Source organism: Arthrobacter sp. R-11, from assembly GCF_049913155.1.
Classification (GTDB): domain Bacteria; phylum Actinomycetota; class Actinomycetes; order Actinomycetales; family Micrococcaceae; genus Arthrobacter.
This window is the reverse complement of record NZ_CP183979.1, coordinates 334,337-352,002: the sequence shown is the minus strand read 5'-3', so window position 1 is coordinate 352,002 and position 17,666 is coordinate 334,337. Positions and strand designations below refer to the sequence as shown.

Annotated in this window: 17 protein-coding genes; 7 read left to right on the top strand and 10 right to left on the bottom strand. The window is 66.3% G+C overall.

What is annotated here, in order from left to right:
• The first annotated feature begins 102 nt into the window (after window positions 1-102).
• Both ACN9M4_RS01545 and ACN9M4_RS01540 read left to right on the top strand, forming a co-directional pair.
• On the top strand, window positions 103-609 hold the full coding sequence (locus tag ACN9M4_RS01545; protein WP_426301706.1) for a DUF6328 family protein: 507 nt from the start codon (window positions 103-105) through the stop codon (window positions 607-609).
• Between the two features lie 8 nt (window positions 610-617).
• Window positions 618-1,280: a DUF6766 family protein gene (locus ACN9M4_RS01540; protein WP_426301704.1), complete on the top strand. Its 663-nt coding sequence runs from the start codon at window positions 618-620 to the stop codon at window positions 1,278-1,280.
• 13 nt (window positions 1,281-1,293) lie between these two features.
• On the opposite strand, the gene ACN9M4_RS01535 is transcribed toward ACN9M4_RS01540, so the two are convergent.
• A complete protein-coding gene (locus tag ACN9M4_RS01535; protein WP_426301702.1) occupies window positions 1,294-2,202 on the bottom strand; it encodes a Ku protein in 909 nt (302 codons plus the stop codon).
• A gap of 38 nt (window positions 2,203-2,240) precedes the next feature.
• Between ACN9M4_RS01535 and ACN9M4_RS01530 the strand changes: the two genes are divergently transcribed.
• Window positions 2,241-4,778, top strand: a complete 2,538-nt coding sequence (locus tag ACN9M4_RS01530) for an ATP-dependent DNA ligase (protein WP_426301700.1) — start codon at window positions 2,241-2,243, stop codon at window positions 4,776-4,778.
• A gap of 79 nt (window positions 4,779-4,857) precedes the next feature.
• Here the strand turns inward: ACN9M4_RS01530 and ACN9M4_RS01525 are convergent, their stop codons facing one another.
• A complete protein-coding gene (locus ACN9M4_RS01525; RefSeq protein WP_426301698.1) occupies window positions 4,858-5,118 on the bottom strand; it encodes a hypothetical protein in 261 nt (86 codons plus the stop codon).
• 61 nt (window positions 5,119-5,179) lie between these two features.
• Entirely contained in the window at window positions 5,180-5,389 is a 210-nt protein-coding gene (locus ACN9M4_RS01520; protein WP_426301696.1) for a hypothetical protein, read from the bottom strand.
• 471 nt (window positions 5,390-5,860) lie between these two features.
• On the opposite strand from ACN9M4_RS01520, the gene ACN9M4_RS01515 reads away from it, so the two are divergent.
• The 3 genes from ACN9M4_RS01515 to ACN9M4_RS01505 all read left to right on the top strand — a co-directional run bounded on the left by ACN9M4_RS01515 (window position 5,861) and on the right by ACN9M4_RS01505 (window position 8,983).
• Complete coding sequence (locus ACN9M4_RS01515; RefSeq protein ID WP_426301694.1) at window positions 5,861-6,652, top strand: putative protein N(5)-glutamine methyltransferase; 792 nt, start codon at window positions 5,861-5,863, stop codon at window positions 6,650-6,652.
• Between the two features lie 234 nt (window positions 6,653-6,886).
• Window positions 6,887-8,497, top strand: a complete 1,611-nt coding sequence (locus ACN9M4_RS01510; RefSeq protein WP_426301692.1) for an MFS transporter — start codon at window positions 6,887-6,889, stop codon at window positions 8,495-8,497.
• 72 nt (window positions 8,498-8,569) lie between these two features.
• Complete coding sequence (locus tag ACN9M4_RS01505) at window positions 8,570-8,983, top strand: VOC family protein (RefSeq protein WP_426301690.1); 414 nt, start codon at window positions 8,570-8,572, stop codon at window positions 8,981-8,983.
• A gap of 74 nt (window positions 8,984-9,057) precedes the next feature.
• On the opposite strand, the gene ACN9M4_RS01500 is transcribed toward ACN9M4_RS01505, so the two are convergent.
• The 3 genes from ACN9M4_RS01500 to ACN9M4_RS01490 all read right to left on the bottom strand — a co-directional run bounded on the left by ACN9M4_RS01500 (window position 9,058) and on the right by ACN9M4_RS01490 (window position 11,998).
• Entirely contained in the window at window positions 9,058-10,848 is a 1,791-nt protein-coding gene (locus ACN9M4_RS01500; protein WP_426301688.1) for an alpha/beta fold hydrolase, read from the bottom strand.
• Complete coding sequence (locus tag ACN9M4_RS01495) at window positions 10,845-11,444, bottom strand: TetR/AcrR family transcriptional regulator (protein WP_426301686.1); 600 nt, start codon at window positions 11,442-11,444, stop codon at window positions 10,845-10,847. Before ACN9M4_RS01495 ends, ACN9M4_RS01500 begins: the two co-directional genes overlap by 4 nt.
• Window positions 11,445-11,518: 74 nt before the next feature.
• Window positions 11,519-11,998, bottom strand: a complete 480-nt coding sequence (locus tag ACN9M4_RS01490; RefSeq protein ID WP_426301684.1) for an SRPBCC family protein — start codon at window positions 11,996-11,998, stop codon at window positions 11,519-11,521.
• A gap of 115 nt (window positions 11,999-12,113) precedes the next feature.
• Between ACN9M4_RS01490 and ACN9M4_RS01485 the strand changes: the two genes are divergently transcribed.
• On the top strand, window positions 12,114-13,196 hold the full coding sequence (locus ACN9M4_RS01485; RefSeq protein WP_426301682.1) for an FUSC family protein: 1,083 nt from the start codon (window positions 12,114-12,116) through the stop codon (window positions 13,194-13,196).
• Here ACN9M4_RS01485 and ACN9M4_RS01480 read toward each other — a convergent pair.
• The 4 genes from ACN9M4_RS01480 to ACN9M4_RS01465 all read right to left on the bottom strand — a co-directional run bounded on the left by ACN9M4_RS01480 (window position 13,132) and on the right by ACN9M4_RS01465 (window position 17,555).
• Window positions 13,132-13,938 carry an SDR family NAD(P)-dependent oxidoreductase gene (locus ACN9M4_RS01480; RefSeq protein ID WP_426301680.1) on the bottom strand — a complete coding sequence of 269 codons (807 nt, stop codon included), beginning with the start codon at window positions 13,936-13,938 and terminating at the stop codon, window positions 13,132-13,134. The two genes, ACN9M4_RS01485 and ACN9M4_RS01480, sit on opposite strands and share 65 nt — an antisense overlap.
• Window positions 13,935-15,470: an APC family permease gene (locus ACN9M4_RS01475; protein WP_426301678.1), complete on the bottom strand. Its 1,536-nt coding sequence runs from the start codon at window positions 15,468-15,470 to the stop codon at window positions 13,935-13,937. Before ACN9M4_RS01475 ends, ACN9M4_RS01480 begins: the two co-directional genes overlap by 4 nt.
• A gap of 133 nt (window positions 15,471-15,603) precedes the next feature.
• Entirely contained in the window at window positions 15,604-17,094 is a 1,491-nt protein-coding gene (locus ACN9M4_RS01470; RefSeq protein WP_426301676.1) for an aldehyde dehydrogenase family protein, read from the bottom strand.
• On the bottom strand, window positions 17,091-17,555 hold the full coding sequence (locus tag ACN9M4_RS01465; RefSeq protein ID WP_426301674.1) for a hypothetical protein: 465 nt from the start codon (window positions 17,553-17,555) through the stop codon (window positions 17,091-17,093). The genes ACN9M4_RS01470 and ACN9M4_RS01465 overlap by 4 nt, the downstream gene beginning before the upstream one ends.
• Between the last annotated feature and the right edge of the window lie 111 nt (window positions 17,556-17,666).

Here is a 17,666-nt window from a genome sequence, read left to right as displayed (position 1 = left end):
GAGTCCAGCCTCGTGGGAAAAATACTCAGCAGGCTTAGCTTCCCATTGAATTCCGCGCCGTCACCCCATAGCGTGAACCCCAGGCGCAGCGGAGGTTGCCACATGGACGAAACATGGATTCCGGAAGATGACGACCGCGGCGAGTCTCCGAACCAGAAACTCGACCGCAACTGGATGGAACTCCTCCAGGAACTCAGGGTGCTCCAAACAGGCGTCCAGATCCTGGCAGGCTTTCTGCTGACGCTGCCGTTCCAGGCGAAATTCGAAACCCTGGATTCCTTCCAGGTGGGCCTGTACTTGTTCAACGTGATGGTGGCGGCACTCACCACGGCGCTGATCCTCCTGCCGGTGAGCGTGCACCGGCGGCTGTTCCGGAAGCGGCTCAAATCCGTGCTCGTCGCCAGTGCCGACTTCATGGCCAAGAGCGCCCTGTGCGGGGTGGCGGTGCTGATCGTGGGCACCGCGCTGTTGGTGTTCGACGTCGTTGCCGGCCGGGGTGCCGCGCTGATCGCAGGCGGGGCAATAGTTTTGGTGCTTCTGGTCCTGCTGCTCGCCGTGCCGTTGTGGCTCAGCTACCGCTCGCGGCGCCCGCCCGGATCCGGCCTTTAGGAGAAGACATGCCCCGATGGTTGAAGAACAACGGACTGCTTCTGGTCAACGCCGGACTATTTGTCGTCTTCCTTGGCGGCATGGTGGTCTCCGGCGCATCCGCTTACAACGACGACCAGCTGACGCATGGCCAGCAGCCGGTAAGCATCTTCGGCTATCTGCAGACCGGGCAGTTCGTAGAGGCCGTTTTTGAAAACTGGGAATCCGAATTCCTGCAGATGGCCATGTACGTGGTGCTGACGATCTTCCTTTTCCAGAAAGGCTCATCGGAGTCCAAGCCGATCGGCAAAAAGGCGGCACAGGATGAAGACCCGCGCAAGGCGGAAATCAACCCGAACACGCCGTGGCCGGTCCGTAAGGGCGGCTGGATCCTGGTTGTCTACGAGCACTCCTTGTCCAGCCTGCTGGTGATCCTGTTCATCGGCTCGATCCTCATGCACGCCACGGGCGGAGCGGCGGCCTACAGCGAGGAACAACTGGCCCACGGGATGCCGGCGGTCTCCACCTGGGAATTCATGGCAACCAGCCAGTTCTGGTTTGAGTCTTTCCAGAACTGGCAAAGTGAATTCCTGGCGGTCGCTGTTCTTGTAGGCGCCTCAGTCTTCCTGCGCGAGCGTGGTTCGCCCGAGTCGAAGCCGGTGGCCGAACCGCACCACGAGACCGGGGCGTGAGGTGCGTGGAGGCTCAGGCCTTCTTGGCGCGGGCCCGTTGCTTGGCGGGCGCCTTCTCTTCCGCGGCGGCTTCCTTCGACTTCGCCCTGCCGGCAGTCTTCGGCGCACCGGCAGACTTGGAACCAGCGGCAGCACCGCCGCGCTTCTTGTCCAGGCTGCGTTTCAGCGCCTCCATGAGGTCGATGACTTCGCCGCCTTCGCCTTCGGCGGCCTGCACGCCGAAGGTCTCTTCGGTGTCCAGCGAATCGCCGCGTTCAAGTTTCGCCTCGATGAGTTGGCGGAGCTGCACCTGGTAGTCGTCCGTGTACGCCTCGGGGTCGAAGTCGCGGGCCATGGAATCGACCAGCGCCGAGGACATCTCCAGTTCCTTGTCCGAGATCCTGATGTCCGAATCCAGCGCCGGGAAGTCGGCCTCCCGGACCTCGTCGTCCCAGAGCAGCGACTGCAGCATCAGCACGTCGCCGCGCACCCGCAGGGCGCCCAGCCGGGTCTTCTGGCGCAGGGCGTACTGGACGATCGCCACCCGTTCGGTGTCCTGCAGGGTGCGCAGGAGCAGCATGTAGGCCTTGGGCGATTTGGAGTCCGGCTCCAGGTAGTAGGGCCGCTCGTACATGATGGGGTCCAACTGCTCGGCCGGAACGAATTCCACCACCTCAATGTCGCGGCTGTTCTCCTCCGGAAGGGACTTCAGGTCCGCGGCAGTGAGGACCACGGTGCGGCCTTCCTCTTCGAAGGCCTTGTCGATATCCTCATAAGCCACAACTTCGCCGCAGACTTCGCACTTGCGCTGGTAGCGGATGCGTCCCCCGTCCTTGTTGTGGACCTGGTGGAGGCTGACATCGTGGTCTTCGGTGGCGCTATACAGCTTGACCGGAACGTTGACCAGCCCGAACGCGATAGAACCCTTCCAAATGGCCCTCATGCACTAAGTGAACATCACATCAAGGCGGAGGTGAAGAGATGGCAGAGCGCCAGAAGGAGCGCGTGAACGTCGAGGGACGCGAACTGACGCTGACCAACCTGGGCAAGATCATCTACCCGGAGACCGGCACCACCAAGGCCGAAGTACTCGAGTACTACGCCGCCGTCGCGCCGTTCCTGATCCCGGCGGCCGCCAACCGGCCGGCAACCCGCAAGCGCTGGGTGAACGGCGTGGGGACCGCGGAGAAGCCGGGCCAGATGTTCTTCCAGAAGAACCTGGATGCTTCCACCCCGTCGTGGGTTCCGCGGGTGACCATCCAACACAGCGACCACACCAACGACTACCCCCTGGTGAACAACCTGGCCACCCTCACCTGGCTGGCGCAGATCGCCGCCCTGGAAATCCACGTGCCCCAGTGGCAGGTGGACGCCGAGGGGACCATGCTCAATCCGGACCGCCTCGTCCTGGACCTCGATCCCGGGCCCGGCACCGGCCTGCACGAATGTGTGGAGGTGGCCAAACTCGCACGCGCCATCCTGAAGGACGTCGGCATGGACCCGGTTCCGGTGACCAGCGGCAGCAAAGGCATCCACCTCTACGCAGGGCTGGATGGCACGCAGAAATGGGAGCAGGTTTCGGCCTTCGCGCATGAATTGGCCCGTTCCCTCGAATCCGACCACCCGGACCTCGTAGTGAGCGACATGAAGAAGACCCTGCGCGGCGGCAAGGTCCTGGTGGACTGGAGCCAGAACAGCGGGAATAAGACAACGATTGTGCCGTACTCCCTGCGCGGACGACCGCACCCCATGGTGGCGGCGCCACGCACCTGGCGGGAGCTTTCCTCCCCCAAGCTCGAGCACCTGGATTTCACGGCCGTGATGAAACGTGTGAAGGACGGCAAGGACCCCTTCGCCGCTGTGGCGGCGGGGCCTTCCGGGCATCCGCCCGCGCACCTTGGCGGGGACGGTCCGGGCGGGGAGGACGACGACGGCGGCGCGGCAGGCGTGCACCCGCGGCTCACCGACTATGTGCGGAAGCGCGATCCGGGCCGGACCCCCGAACCCTTCCCCGCCGTCGGGCAGCCCGCCGGGAAGCAGGCGGACGCGGAGGAGAACCCGGCTGGCGGGATCTTCGTGATCCAGGAACACCACGCCCGGGCCTTCCACCTGGATTTCCGACTGGAGCACCACGGCGTGCTGGTTTCCTGGGCGCTACCGCGCGGCGTGCCCGAAACCCCCAACAAGAACCACCTGGCCGTGCACACCGAGGACCACCCGCTCGAATACGCGCAGTTCCAGGGGATCATCCCCAAGGGCGAATACGGCGCGGGGACCGTGAGCATCTGGGACAACGGCACGTACGAATGCGAAAAATGGCGCGACGGAAAGGAAGTGATCGCCACCCTCACCGGCCGGCCGGGCGGCGGGCTGCACGGTACTCGGCGCTTCGCGCTCATCCGCACCGGGGAGTCGGATAAGCAGTGGCTCATCCACCTGATGAAGGAACAGCCCGGGCACCACGCGGTTTCCAAGGAAGCGTCTCCGGCGGCAGCCTCCCCCGCCACAGCCTCCCCCGCCCCGCGCAGCCTCGCCGCACCGCCGGACTACGCACCGATGCTCGCCACGGCGGGAACGGCCGGGGACCTGGCCGGAAGCCGCTGGCTTTTCGAACTGAAATGGGACGGTTTCCGGGTGCTGGTCTCACGCTCCCACGGGAAGCTCCGGCTCGGCAGCCGCACCGGCAAGGACATGACGGCCACCTATCCGGAACTGAGCGATCCCGCCATCTGGCCCGAATACGACTTCGTGGCGGACGGCGAAATCGTGGCGTTCGGCAAGGACGGACGGCCGAGCTTCGAGCAGATGCAGAAGCGGATGAACCTCACCAAGCCGGGCGATGTGGAACGCGCCCGCGCCGTGGCTCCGGTGCAGCTGATGCTCTTCGACCTGCTGTATGACGACGGCGGCGAACTGGTTTCCCTGCCCCTGGAGGAACGCCGCCAGCGGCTGGAGTCCTTCATGGAGGGACTGCCCAAACCGGGCGGGGCGGGGAAAGGCAGTCCGCTGCATCTGTCGGAGGTCCTGGACCACGACCATGAGGAGATCCTGGCCAGCGCGGCCGAGCTTGGCTTGGAGGGAGTCATGGCCAAGCGCGCCGAGAGCCGCTACCTGCCAGGCCGGCGCAGCCATTCCTGGATCAAGCTCAAGCTTGAACAAAGCCAGGAAGTGGTGCTGGGCGGTTGGCGGCCGGGTGCCGGAGCCCGGCGCGGCACCATCGGGGCACTCCTGGTGGGAATCCCCGACGGCGGCAAGCTGCGGTTCGCGGGCAGGGTCGGCACCGGCTTCAAGGACTGGCAGCTGCGCGACATCCTGAAGCGGGTGAAGGAACTGGAGCGGCCGGAGTCGCCGTTCCTGGACATCCCGGCCGAAGATGCGAGCACCGCGCACTGGGTTTCCCCGGAACTCGTGGGCGAAGTGACGTTCGGGGACTGGACCGGAAGCGGCCGCATGCGGCATCCGGTGTGGCGGGGATGGCGGCCGGACAAGTCGCCCTCGGACGTGCGCCGGCCCAACTAGCTGGCAGTAGTGGTCGTTTTGGGCCCTCAAAACGACATTAACTGCGAGCTAGTTGGGCCGGTCTGTTGCTTGGGTCGATCTACGAGGAGTGCGGCATCTGCGGACGGCTGGTGCGGTGCACCGCTGTCACAGCAGCGCCCTGGCCCGAACGGCCGTGGCTGGTGCCGCGTTCCTTGGGGTGCCGGCGCTTGCCGTTCCCGTCCGGCCAGGTCTGTCCGCCGGCCGAGGCGAGAGTGGTGGCTACTGCAGCGCGTTCAGGCATCGGGGCCATGTCCATGGCTCCGGCCAAGTGCTGGGCGAGCTCCGGATTGATGTTTTGTGCTGCATGATTATCGGCCATTGTTCTTCCTTTCCACGGTGAAACGAAGGGTTTTCAGGGTACTTCCTGCCGGCGGGACGGGCTACCAGCGGACCTTCTTTTCGGTCTTTGCGAGCTTCCCGCTAGCGTGCGTCGGCTTGTGGCCGCGGCCGGTGCTTTGCCAGCCGGGGCCGGACCCGCCGCGGGACTTCTGTTCCAGCATCGCCTTTTGGGCGTCGCTCAGCTTGGACATGACGCCGCCCTCCTGGGCAGCGCCCTCCTCGGCGGGCTTGTTCGCGGAATCGGCAGTCATACAGTGCTCTCCTTAGCTTCAAATGCCGTCAGAGGTGCCGGAGATGCGGCGTTCAAAGTACCTTTTGCTGCGGAACCTAAGGAACAGGTTGCGGATGCGGGAAAAGGGGAACGACGCGGAGGCATGGCCTCAACAGGCGTGGATTTTTGTTCGGATCAAACGCAGCGGCGCGGGGAGCCCGGGCCGGCCGGTCTACTCAAAAATCAGTGTTCCCATGCCCACTACCCTAGGCAGACTCACCGGCCCTTGTGAACCCCCGACTTTTCCGACCTGCGGCGCCCGTCCGCGTCGGGCATGTCCCAGGCCTGCCGGTGGGCTAGCATTGCAACTCAGACGACCCATGCCGGGTCCCGTATCCAGGAGGTGAGACCCATCAACGCAATGGCAATAAGGGTGCTCCCTCCGCAGTCACTTCCCAGCCGGGCCTAAGCGGGCCGGAGAGCACCCCTCGGTATCCCGAAAGGCTCTCCTATGTCCCCATCCCCCGCGCACCACACCCATTCCAGCCTCACTTTCCGCCTCCGTTCCGCGGGCTGCGTTTTCGCCGAAGAGGAAGCCGAGCTGCTCCTCGCCGAAGCAGGCTCGCCGGCGGAGCTGGAACGGATGACTGAACAGCGCATCGCGGGTTTTCCCCTCGAGCAGGTCCTCGGCTGGGCCGGATTCCGCGGCCTGCGCATCGCCGTTGATCCCGGTGTCTTCGTCCCGCGCCGCCGCACGGAGTACCTCGTCGAGCTGGGTGCGCGGTTCGCCCGGCCCGGCTCCGCCGTCGTCGATCTCTGCTGTGGTACTGGCGCGGTCGGTGCCGCCCTCGCCGCAGAGGTTCCGGGAATCGAGCTGCACGCCGCGGACATCGATCCCGCCGCCGTGCGTTGCGCGCGCCGCAACGTCGAGCCAGCCGGCGGGCAGGTCCACGAGGGCGACCTCTACGCGGCGCTGCCCCCGTCGCTGCGGGGCCGGGTGGACGTGTTGCTCGTCAATGCACCCTATGTGCCCACGACGGACATCGGGACCATGCCCCAGGAAGCCCGCCTGCATGAGCCGCTGGTAGCGCTCGACGGCGGATCGGACGGCTTGGTGGTGCAGCGGCGGACCGTTGCGGAGGCTCCGTTGTGGCTGGCGCAGGGAGGCCGGCTGCTGATCGAAACGAGCGTACGGCAGGCGCCGGGGACGGCGTCCCTCTTCGAGGCCGCCGGACTGCACCCTGAGGTGCTGCACTCCGAGGAACTCGATGCGACGGTGGTGCTCGGATTCCTCCCGGAATGAGCACGCAAAGATCACAATTAGATAACGGTCCATGTCAGGGGCCGGAGATCCGCATGATCACGCGGGTATCCGGGCCATGCGCACCGTTACGAAAGGGCCCAGACTACGCCGGATTCCGCTCCGCGGGCAAGGAAAAAACCCCGGGGAATCCGGCCGGGCCCGTAAAATTGAAACCCTGCCCGGAGCGGGGCAGCTGTACGTCGCAAGCAAATGACCTCCTTAGGAGGGGCCCAAATGCCCACAGACCAAAGCATCACCGACTCTCCGAAAGGCGCCAGGAACGCCACCGGACTTACCGCATCCCCATCCCGCGGTTCCGCAAAATTGAAGTTTCCCGTCCGCCGCCGGCTCAAGGTTTCCGACGTCAACGTCGTGGACCAGCCGATGCTCAAGAAGGCCCTCGGCGGCACCATCGTCGGCAACACCATGGAATGGTATGACGTCGGTGTCTTTGGCTACCTGATCACCACCATGGGTCCGGTGTTCCTTCCCGAAGCCGACCCCTCGGTCCAGACGCTGTTCCTCCTGGGAACGTTCGCCGCCACCTTCGTCGCCCGCCCGCTCGGCGGCGTCGTGTTTGGCTGGCTGGGCGACAAGGTGGGCCGCCAGAAGGTGCTCGCCGCGACCCTGCTGCTCATGGCGGCAAGCACGTTCGCCGTCGGGCTCTTGCCCGGCTACGCGCAGATCGGGATCTGGGCCGCTGCCCTGCTGGTGATCCTGAAGCTCGTCCAGGGCTTCTCCACCGGCGGCGAATACGCCGGCGCCACCACGTTCGTGAGCGAGTACGCGCCGGACAAGCGCCGCGGCTACTTCGCAAGCTTCCTGGACATGGGTTCCTACATCGGCTTCGCCCTCGGCGCCGCCCTGGTGTCGATCCTGCAGCTGACCCTGGGCCAGGCGGCCATGGAGGAATGGGGCTGGCGCCTGCCGTTCCTGATCGCCGGCCCGCTCGGCGCGATCGCCATCTACTTCCGGAACAAGATCGAGGAGTCCCCGCAGTTCCAGGCCGCCCTCGACGCCCAGGAAGCCCACGCCGCGCAGGCCGCTGCCGGCGACGCCGCCGTGGCCAAGGGACCGATCGGGATCATCAAGGCATACTGGCGCCAGATCCTGATCGCCATGATCCTCGCCGCCGCAGCCAACACGGTGGGCTACGCCCTGACTTCCTACATGCCCACGTACCTCACCACGTCCAAGGGCTACGACCCGGTGCACGGCACCCTGCTGACCATCCCCGTGCTGGTCATCATGGCCCTCTGCATTCCGCTCACCGGCAAGCTCTCTGACCGGATCGGCCGCCGACCCGTGCTGTGGATCGGCGCGCTGAGCACCATCCTGTTCTCGGTTCCCGCGTTCCTGCTGATCGGCATCGGCGAGATCTGGTCCACGCTGGCGGGCCTGGCACTCATCGCCTTCCCGGTGACCTTCTATATCGCCAACCTGGCCTCGGCGCTCCCGGCCCTGTTCCCGACGTCGAGCCGTTACGGCGGAATGGGCATTGCCTACAACTTCTCCGTGGCGATCTTCGGCGGAACCACGCCGTTCATCGTGGACGCCCTGATCCAGGGCACGGGCAACGACATGATGCCCGCCTACTACCTCATGGGCACCTCCGTGGTGGGTGCGGTCACCATCTACTTCCTGAAGGAATCGGCCCAGCGTCCTTTGCCTGGCTCCATGCCGAGCGTGGACACCCCGGCCGAGGCCCGCGAACTCGTGGCCACCCAGGACGAGAACCCGCTGATCGACCTGGACGAGCTGCCCTTCGAGGACCTGGTTGATGCGGCAGCTTCTGGCAACGGCCCGCAGCCGGGCGCCCAGAAGGAACCCGTCGCCGTAGCCTAGGGGCGTCCCGGTTCGCCCCGCCCACCGGGCGCCTCCTACCAGAAGCATCGGCCATCGCCTTAGACTCGGCAGATGGCCGATGCTTCCGTGGGTTCTTCCGTGGGTTCCCTGCACCATCTGGAAATCTGGGTCCCGCATTTGGAACGCGCCGTGGTCGAATGGGGCTGGCTGCTGGCAGAACTCGGGTACACGCCGTTTCAGCGGTGGGCCAAGGGCTGCAGTTGGAAACTGGGCACCGCCTACATCGTGGTTGAACAGTCCCCGGATCTCACCAGCACCATCCACCGGCGAACCGACGCCGGCATGAACCACGTTGCGTTCCATGCCGGCAGCCGCGAGAACGTGGACCGGCTAAAGGACCTCGCCGTGGACTCGGACTGGTTCGAGCTCTACGCGGACAAGTACCCGCACGCCGGAGGCCCAGAGCACTACGCTGCGTTCCTGATCAACTCTGATGGCTACGAGGTGGAGCTGGTGGCGGAATAGCGGCCACCCCCAAGCCGTCAGGGGCCCAAGCCGTCAGGGGTCTGCGTCAGCGGCTGAAACCTCGGGCGTCCTGCTCACGCGACCGATCCCTTGAGCAGATCGACGAGAGCCTCGCTATGGGTCAGTTGCGGATGGTGCCCGGCACCCGGCACCGAGATCAGCTCAACGTTCGGAAGTGACTCGAGCTGCTCAACCGCGCCCGGGGCGATGGGATCGTCGCTTCCCGTGATGATGCGGACCGGACCACTGAATCGCCCAAGCGCTTCCTGGAGTTCGGCACGCCACTGCTTCGATCCCGCAAGGGCGAGTTGCGCGGCCACCCTCTTGGCGCTGCTTCGCTTGAGGTCACTGAGACTGGACTCGAGAGCAGCCGCGCTCGCCTCCGATCCGGTCAGTTGGTGTGACAGTCGTGCCGGGTCGGTGTGTCGCAAGTAGGTGCTTACGAGCGGCCGCAGGCTGGCCAAGGCACCCATCGGGGCTTGGAGGAAGAACGGCGCGATGAGCGTGAGGGACTTGACCTGCGCAGGGAGCCGGTCAGCCGCGGCTACTGCCGCAGCCGCACCGATGGAATGGCCGATGAGGTCAGCAGCTTCCCCACCCAGCACAGCGGGCAGCCACTGTTCCCAGTCCTGAACGCCTGATCCGCCGCTGAGGCCGAGTCCGGGCAGGTCGACGACTCGCGCGCCGATCCCCGACGCCACTTCGGCCCATGTGTCTGCGTTGACTGGCAAGCCGGGAAGGATCACCCGGCTGGATCCGGGTACGCCGAGCTCGAATGTCCTCAGACCGCCGGCGTCGACGAATCGACGGCCGTCAGCCTTGACGGCACCGAAGCGATGCGCGGCCAAGTGGTCGGCCCAACGTTCGACGGAAACCAGCACGTCGGGCGTCTGGATCCCGTGCCTCTCGGCCAACTCGACGGCGGACTCTGTCGGATAGCGATCCGCGGACAGGAAGCCGAGGGTCTCCGGATCCGCCTTGGTGAGCCACTGCGGGAGCCGCTTGATTACACCGACCGGAATCCTTAGCCGCGGGACCTTCCCGCCGAGATGCCGGCCGACGTGCGTGAGCAGCTCTGCCAGCGGCGGGGTGGCCTCGTCAAGGACCCAGTAGGCCTTGCCCGCAGCAGCCGGATCGATCGCTGCTGCCGTCATGAAGGCGGCCAGATAGTCGACCGTGACGACCGGGAGGAACGTCCCTTCGTTTCCGGGCAGTGCGGCTGCGGTGCCTTCCCAGATCTGCTCGATGGTGGTGGCCAGCCCGATGTGCTGGTCGGACTCGCCGGTCACGCTGTCACCGATCACGCTGGACGGATTGACGATGGTCCAAGGGACTCCGCGCGCCAGGGCCCGGGCCTGGAAGATGGCGTCGGATTCCACCTTTGACGCTTCGTAGGCGCCAAGTTCCTCGTAGACCGCGGCGCGGTGGTCGTCTGACCACGGAACAGTCGTGGGATCCTGTCCGCCGACGCGGTAGCCCGACACGTGGACGACCCGCTGCAGCTCGGGTAGGTCCGCGGCGAAATCGATCAGCTTCTCGACGATGCCGACGTTCGCGCTGCGTGCCTCCTGGGCGGTCATTCCGAACCGGTAGGACCCGGCGCAGTTGTGGATCTCGGTGATGGACGGGAATGCCGATGGGCCGCCCGTGACGATCTCAGGTGCATCGAAGTCGGCGATCGTCGTGCTGATGCTCCGTGTCAGGCCACGCTCCCTGAGCCATCGCTCGACACGCGCTCCGGACTCGGCGGTCCGGACTGCCGCCGTGACGTTCGCACCAGCCTCGGCAAGGGTCAGGACGAGGTGCCGGCCGACCAGTCCCGAGGCCCCGAAGACCAGGGCGTGACGGGAAGCTGCGCGTGTCATCGTGTCCCCTCAACGGTCTGGCAGCGATGGTTGATGAGCTCCGCCACGACGTCAGCGGCCGCAATCAGGGGTTGGGTGCTCTGCATGGCGCGAGAGACGATGACCGCCCCCTCGATCGTCGACACGACAACAGTTGCCAGAGACCGGGCCTCCTCGGCGTCAACTCCATTGGCCTCGAAGAGCGCGGCCGTCGGGACGATCCACGACTCGAAGGCGGTGGCGCATGCCTGCCGCAGTCGCTCGCTCTCCGCGCCCATCTCCAGGGTGACGACGGAGACCGGGCAACCCAGCCGGAAGTTGCTCCCGCTGACGATGGTCGTCAGGGCCTCAATCGCGGCGCGGGCAGCCTCGGCCGCACCGCCCGCGGAAACTGCGGCCTCTGCAATCAGCGTCTCGAACTGCTTCGCGGCGAGTCCGACTGCTGCGACGCCCAGGCCCTCCTTCCCGTCGGGGAAGTGGAAATAGATCGACCCCTTTGGTGCTGCGGCGTGTTCAATCACAGCATTCAGGCCCGTGCCGCTGTAGCCGCTGGTCTGGATGAGCTCGAGCATGGACTCTGTGAGCCGTGCCTTTGTCAGGTTTCCTTTGGATGCCATGAAGAAAAAGTAGACCAGTCTACATATTTTTACAAAAGCGGTGAGAAGCCATCAATAGCGTCGTCGTCACCGGCTCAGCGGCCAAGGCCCTGCAGGTACCTGTTCCGCTCCTCGATCAGGTACTGCATATAGCGGCCCAGGAAGGCCTTCTCCACGAGGCGGCCGAGCACTCCGAACGGCGCGGTGAACTCGACATGGTCCACCACCAGGGTGCCGCCGCCGTCGGGCCCTGAACCGGCCGGCCCTGAACCGTCGGGCAGGAACTCATGCACGTGCCGGAAGGCACGGAACGGGCCGCGCTGCTGCTCGTCGGTGAAGGAATCCGGGAAACTGAACTGCGTGATCCGGCTGGTCATCCGCACCGGCAGTCCGAAGTGCCGGGCCCGCCACGTAACCACATCACCCAGGGACATCAGACCGGCGGTCACCCCGGCCACCGCCCGTTCCCCGGACTTGGCCATCGAGCCCAGATGGACATCAACGCTGCGGGAGAGGTCGAATGCCTGCTCCGGGGTCATGGCCAGCAGGGTCCGGCAGGTAAACGAGACCGTCATGTGGCGATCCTGCCATGATGCTGCGCACATTGTGACCGGGCTGATAGCGGGGCATCCGCACCGTTTGGTACTTTTCCGGAAGACCCGGTCACACGAAGAACGGCGGTATCCCCCGGTGCGCAAGCTCCTCTCCCTCGCCCGGGAACTCAACTCGATCGGCCCCGCGAACAACGACCGCGTCTCCGCCGTGCGCGTCGCACTCAGCGTGGCGGTGCCCACCCTGTTCCTGCTGGCAATCGGCCGGCCCGAGCTCACGCTGTACGCAGTATTCGGCGGCCTCACCGCAATGTACGGCAGGAACGAAAGCCACCAGCGGCGGCTCAAGCACCAGCTCCAGGCGGCGGTGGTCCTGCTGGGCGGCGTCACCGTAGGGACCTTCCTCGCCGTGAACCACATCCATTCCTGGGCGCTGGTCCTGGTTGAAGCAATCCTGGCCGGGCTGGGTTCCATTTACTCCGACCGGGTGCGGCTCAAACCCAACGGGCCGTTCTTCGGCATCCTCGCCCTCGGCGCCTGCGCCTCGGTTCCCCTGACAGTTCCTTTCGGGGTGGCCGTGCTGATCGCGGCGGCATCGGCGTCGTTCTCGCTGCTGGTCGGCTTCGCGGGCTGGATCAGGGTCCGCACATGGAAATCCGGCGCCACGCGCCGCGCCCCGGCACTGGCTCCGAGACTCCGGCAGGCCGCCGTCGTGCATGCCGCCCGCTACGTGACGGCGGTCGGTGCCGCCGGAGCGGTGGGGGTGCTGAGCGGCAGCGGCTATCCGCACTGGGCGATGGCTGCCGCGGCGGTCCCGCTGGCCGGGGCGGACATGCCCAGCGCCGTCAACCGCGGCATCCACCGCATTGTGGGCACATTCCTGGGCCTGGGCGTGGTGGCAATCGTACTCTTCCCGGGCCCGCTCTCCCCCTTGCAGTACCTCCCGGAGACGGCGGTGCTGGTGGCGCTGGTGATCATCTGCCAGTTCTGCACCGAGCTGTTCATGACCCGGCACTACGGCTGGGCCATGGTGTTCTTCACGCCCGTGATCCTGCTGATGACGGAGCTCGCAGCGCATACGGACCCCGGGCGCATGATCAAAGAGCGCGCCGCCGAAACCTTGGTGGGTGCCCTGACCGGGATCGCCGTGGTGGTCCTTATCCGTTCGCGGAGGCGCCGTCCCGGGAAGCCGGCAGCGGCCGCCGGGGCGGACCTGCCGTAAGCCGGGCGGGCAGGACCCGCGCGATGGCGGTCAGCACCTTGTAGCGCTTGGTGGGAATCGAAATGGCTTTGCCGTTTGCATTGTCAACCAGCGCCTCACTGACCACACGGTCCGCCTTGAGCCACATCCACCGCGGAGCCACGGACTTGTCCATCCCCATCCGGTCATGGAATTCGGTATGGACGAAGCCCGGGCAGAGTGCCGTCACCTTGACCCCGCGGGCCGCGTAGGCGAGGTTCGCCCAGCGGCTGAAGCTCACCTGCCAGGCCTTGGCGGCGGAGTAGCTGCCCCGGTTGGCGAACGCCGCCACACTGGCCACATTGATGATCCGGCCCGAGCCGCGCTCCAGCATTCCCTGCAGCGCGGCATGGCAAAGTTCCATGGGGGTCTGGACGTGGAGTCGCAGGTGCCGTTTTTCGTCGTCGGCGCTGTTCTTCTCGAACGAGTGCAGCAGGCCGATGCCTGCATTGTTGACCAGCACGTCCACCGGCCGCGAGGCGTCCAGGAGACGCTCGACGACGGCGGCCACTCCGGAGTCGTCGGCAAGGTCCGCGGGAAGCACCTCAGCCGTGATGCTGTAATCGCGTTCCAGGACTTCCGCTGCGGCACGCAGGCGGCCGTCGTCGCGCGCCACGAGGATCAGGTGGTGGCCCTGCTCGGCGAGCTGCCGGGCGAACTCCGCGCCCAGCCCCGCGGTGGCCCCGGTGACGAGTGCGGTGAGGGCGTTCGCAATGGCTGTCATACGCCAAGCGTAGTCCTGCCTTCACTGGGAGCAGCGGTGCTTTGCCCGGCAGCGTCACGGACCTTCTTGCCTCGGATGTAGCCCACCACTCCCAGCGCGAGGACGCAGCCGAGGGTGCCAAGGGCGAAGGCTTCGAAGGTCGGCTGCGGAACGCCCCAGACCGCTTCGAAGTCGTAGTCCAGCCCGAAGAGGGCCTCCAGGGTTCCGGGGAAGACCGCCACCCACGAGCCGATGAGGATCCAGAGGAAGCAGACGGCGCCCAGCACACGGAACACGGCGTCGGAGACGGGAACCTTGAAGGGCCGCACCGTATCCGGGTACTTCCTGCGCAGACTGACCGCCGCCGGAATCGCCAGGAGGTAGCTGAGGAGGAAGGTGGAGATGGCGATGGTCAGCACCACGCCGAAGAGTGCGCTGCTTGTGCCGCTGAGCTGCATGGCGGCGAGCATGAACAGCGTGGCCACTATGCCGGAGAGGGTGTTGACGCGGATCGGCGTGCCGAGCTTGGGATGGAAGCGGCCGAAGAAGCCGCCGAAGAACGAGCCGTCCGCGGCGGCCATGGCCTGCATGCGGTCGCTGATGATCATCCACGCCGCGCCCTGGGAGACGAGGACGAAGCAGAAGATGATGGCCGAAACCGCGAGCATGGCCTCCGCCACGGGCCCGAACACGGTGTAGACCGTGGCCACCGCACCGAACAGCCCGCCGATGCCGGTGATCTGCTCCAGCGGAACTACCAGCAGGATGGCCAGGATCGGCAGCAGGTAGCTTGCGGCGGCGATCATGGAGGAACGCGCCACGGAGATCGGGACGTCCTTGGCGGGGTTCTTCATCTCGCCGGCGGCGCTGTTGCCGGACTCGAAACCGAGGAAGGAGAAAAGCAGCAGCGGGGTCACGCCGAGGAAACCGGCGAGGGTGGGTGAGAAGAAGCCGAGGTCCAGGCCGTTGAAGCCGTGCTGCAGCCCGTAGACCAGCGTGACGACGATGAAGAAGGTCAGGAACACAACCTTGAGGATTGCACCGAGCGAGGGCAGCCACTTGCCGTGCTTCAGGCTGATGATGGCCGAGGTGACCGTGATCCAGATGAACACCAGCTTAAAGAGGTAGTCACCCACGCTGCCGGCCTCCACATGGCCCACATACTCGGACCAGGTTTCCACCGCCACGAACGCCATGGCGCCGCCCACCCAGACGGGCTGCGTGACCCAGGTGAAGAGGGAAGTAATGGCGGCAACCACGCGGCCGAAGGCCATCTTGGTCCAGATGTACACCCCGCCTTCCTCGGTGAACGCGCCGCCGGTCTCCGCGAAGATCAGCCCGTACGGGACCATGAAGGTGACCGCCAGGATGAGGGTCCAAGTAAAGGTTTCGCCGCCGAAGCCCGAAACCTGGCCCAGGACCTCCACGGAGATGACGGCCGCGACCACCAGCAACAGGATGTCGAAGCGGCCGAGGGATTTCTGCAGATGCTTGCTTTGCTCCTGGGCAAGAGCCGTCTGGGCGAGACGCTTTGTGGCTGTTGGCTGATCCATGATCGGTCCTTTGCTGCTGCTTGGGGATTTGCTGTTGAGCAAGAGGGATGGGGGGTTGTGTCAGCGTAGAAGGATGAATTGCATCACGTAAACAATGGAATATCGATGAGAGTCATCGGTAATTCTGATGCACTTAGCCGAACTGGATCCACGTCGTCTTGGGCGCCGTGTAGTTGTCGAAGGCGTGCAGGGACAGATCGCGTCCGAAGCCGGACTGCTTGAAGCCACCGAAGGGGGTGGTGTTGCCGAGGGCATCGACCGTGTTCACTGACACCGTGCCGGCGAGCAGCTCCCCCGCCACCCGGTGCGCGCGCGAGAGGTCCGAGGTCCACACGGACGCGGCCAGGCCGTAGTCGGTGGCGTTGGCCAGCCGCACCGCCTCCGCTTCGGTCTCGAAGGCCTGGAGCACGGCGACCGGCCCGAAGATCTCCTCGCGGTGGACCTCGTGGTCGGCGGGCAGTCCGCCCAGCAGCGTGGGTTCCAGGTACGCGTCGGAACCGCGGATTTCCCGGCGTTCGCCGCCGAAAAGCACCTCGCCTTCGGTGCGGCCGCGCACGATCCAGCGCTCGACGTCGTCGGCGTGCCTGCTGCTGATAAGCGCACCGTTGCCGTCCAGTCCTGCCAGCGGGTCCGCCGGCGCGTAGCCGGCCGCGGCAACGGTGAGCAGTGACGCGAACTCGTCGTGGATTTCCCGCTGGACCAGTATCCGGGAGTTGGCCGAGCAGACCTGCCCCTGGTTGTAGAACGCCCCGAAGGCGGCCTTGGCGGCCGCAGTGGCGAGATCGTCCGTGTCCGCGAACACGATGTTGGAGCTCTTGCCGCCGGCTTCGAGGCTCAGCCGCTTGAGGTTGCTGCGACCGGAAGCTTCAAGCAGGGTCCGGGACACGGCCGTGGAGCCGGTGAACGCCAAGGCGTCGACGTCCATGTGGTGCGCCAGCGCGGCCCCCACCTCACGGCCCGAACCGGTGACGACGTTCAGCACCCCGTCCGGCAGGCCGGCCTCGGCGGCCAGTTCGGCCAGCCGCAGGACGCTCAGGGAAGTCAGTTCGGCGGGCTTAAGTACCAGGGTGTTTCCTGCCGCCAGCGCGGGAGCAAGCTTCCAGACGGCGATCTCCAGCGGGAAGTTCCACGGCACGATGGCAGCCACCACGCCCAGCGGTTCCCGCGTCACGAGCGCCGTTGCGCCCGGCGGCACTGCCGGCAGTTCGCCGGACTGCTTGTCGGCCGCCTCGGCGTACCAGCGCAGCGTGGAGATGGCTCCCGGCACGTCAACGGTGGTGGTCTGCAGGATCGGCTTGCCGCTGTCCAGGGTTTCCAGCAGCGCCAGTTCGTCGGCGTGGCGTTCCATGAGCCCGGCGAGCGCCAGCAGCACTCCCTTCCGCGCTTCGGCCCCCACGCGGGACCACGACGGGAAGGCGCGCCGGGCGGCGGCCACCGCAGTGTCGACGTCGGCGGATGTGCACGCGGCCAGCTCGGCCAGGATCCGGCCGTCGACGGGGCTGATGGTGGGACGCTTACTGCCAGCGGAGACGCGGCACCCGTCCACGAAGGCGCGGCCGTCGATCGCGAGGGCATCGGCCCGGCCCTGCCAGTCGAGGGAAAGAACGGTGGAAGTGGTGTTCATGGTTGCTCCTTTGTTGTCAGGGTTGCTTCTTGGAGTGTCATCCGGGGACGGCGGTGCAGGCGGAGCGCTACGGAAGCGCCCATCAGGCAGGCCAGTTCGACCGCGATGAGGACGAGCATGGAACCCGAATGGCCGGACGGCGCCGCGGCCAACGCGCCGTGATGACCCCCGGCGCCGGACGATGCCAGCAGCACCAGGTGGATGAGGATCATGGCGGCACTCATGGCGATCAGGTGCCCGGCGGCACGCCCGGCGCACCGCACCCGGAGCGCCATCGGCGAAGCGCAGGCCAGGCAGGCCGCACCCATCGCCGCCATCAGCCAGGCCATGGCTCCGGCGGGGGCGGCCAGGGCGGCCGCCAGATGGGCTGCGGCGCCGGCCGTCACGGAAGTGCCGACGATGCCCACCGGAATCCGGGCGCGCAGGAGGCTCCCTGGGCGCAGGGCGGCAATCTGGTTCATGGGTTTTCCTGCCTGCCCGGCGTGAATCAGTCGGGGACTTTACGCCGGGGCTGTGAGGTGGCTAACATCAAAGCGTTGGTTGAACAGTTGTACCATCAAAAACAGACTTCA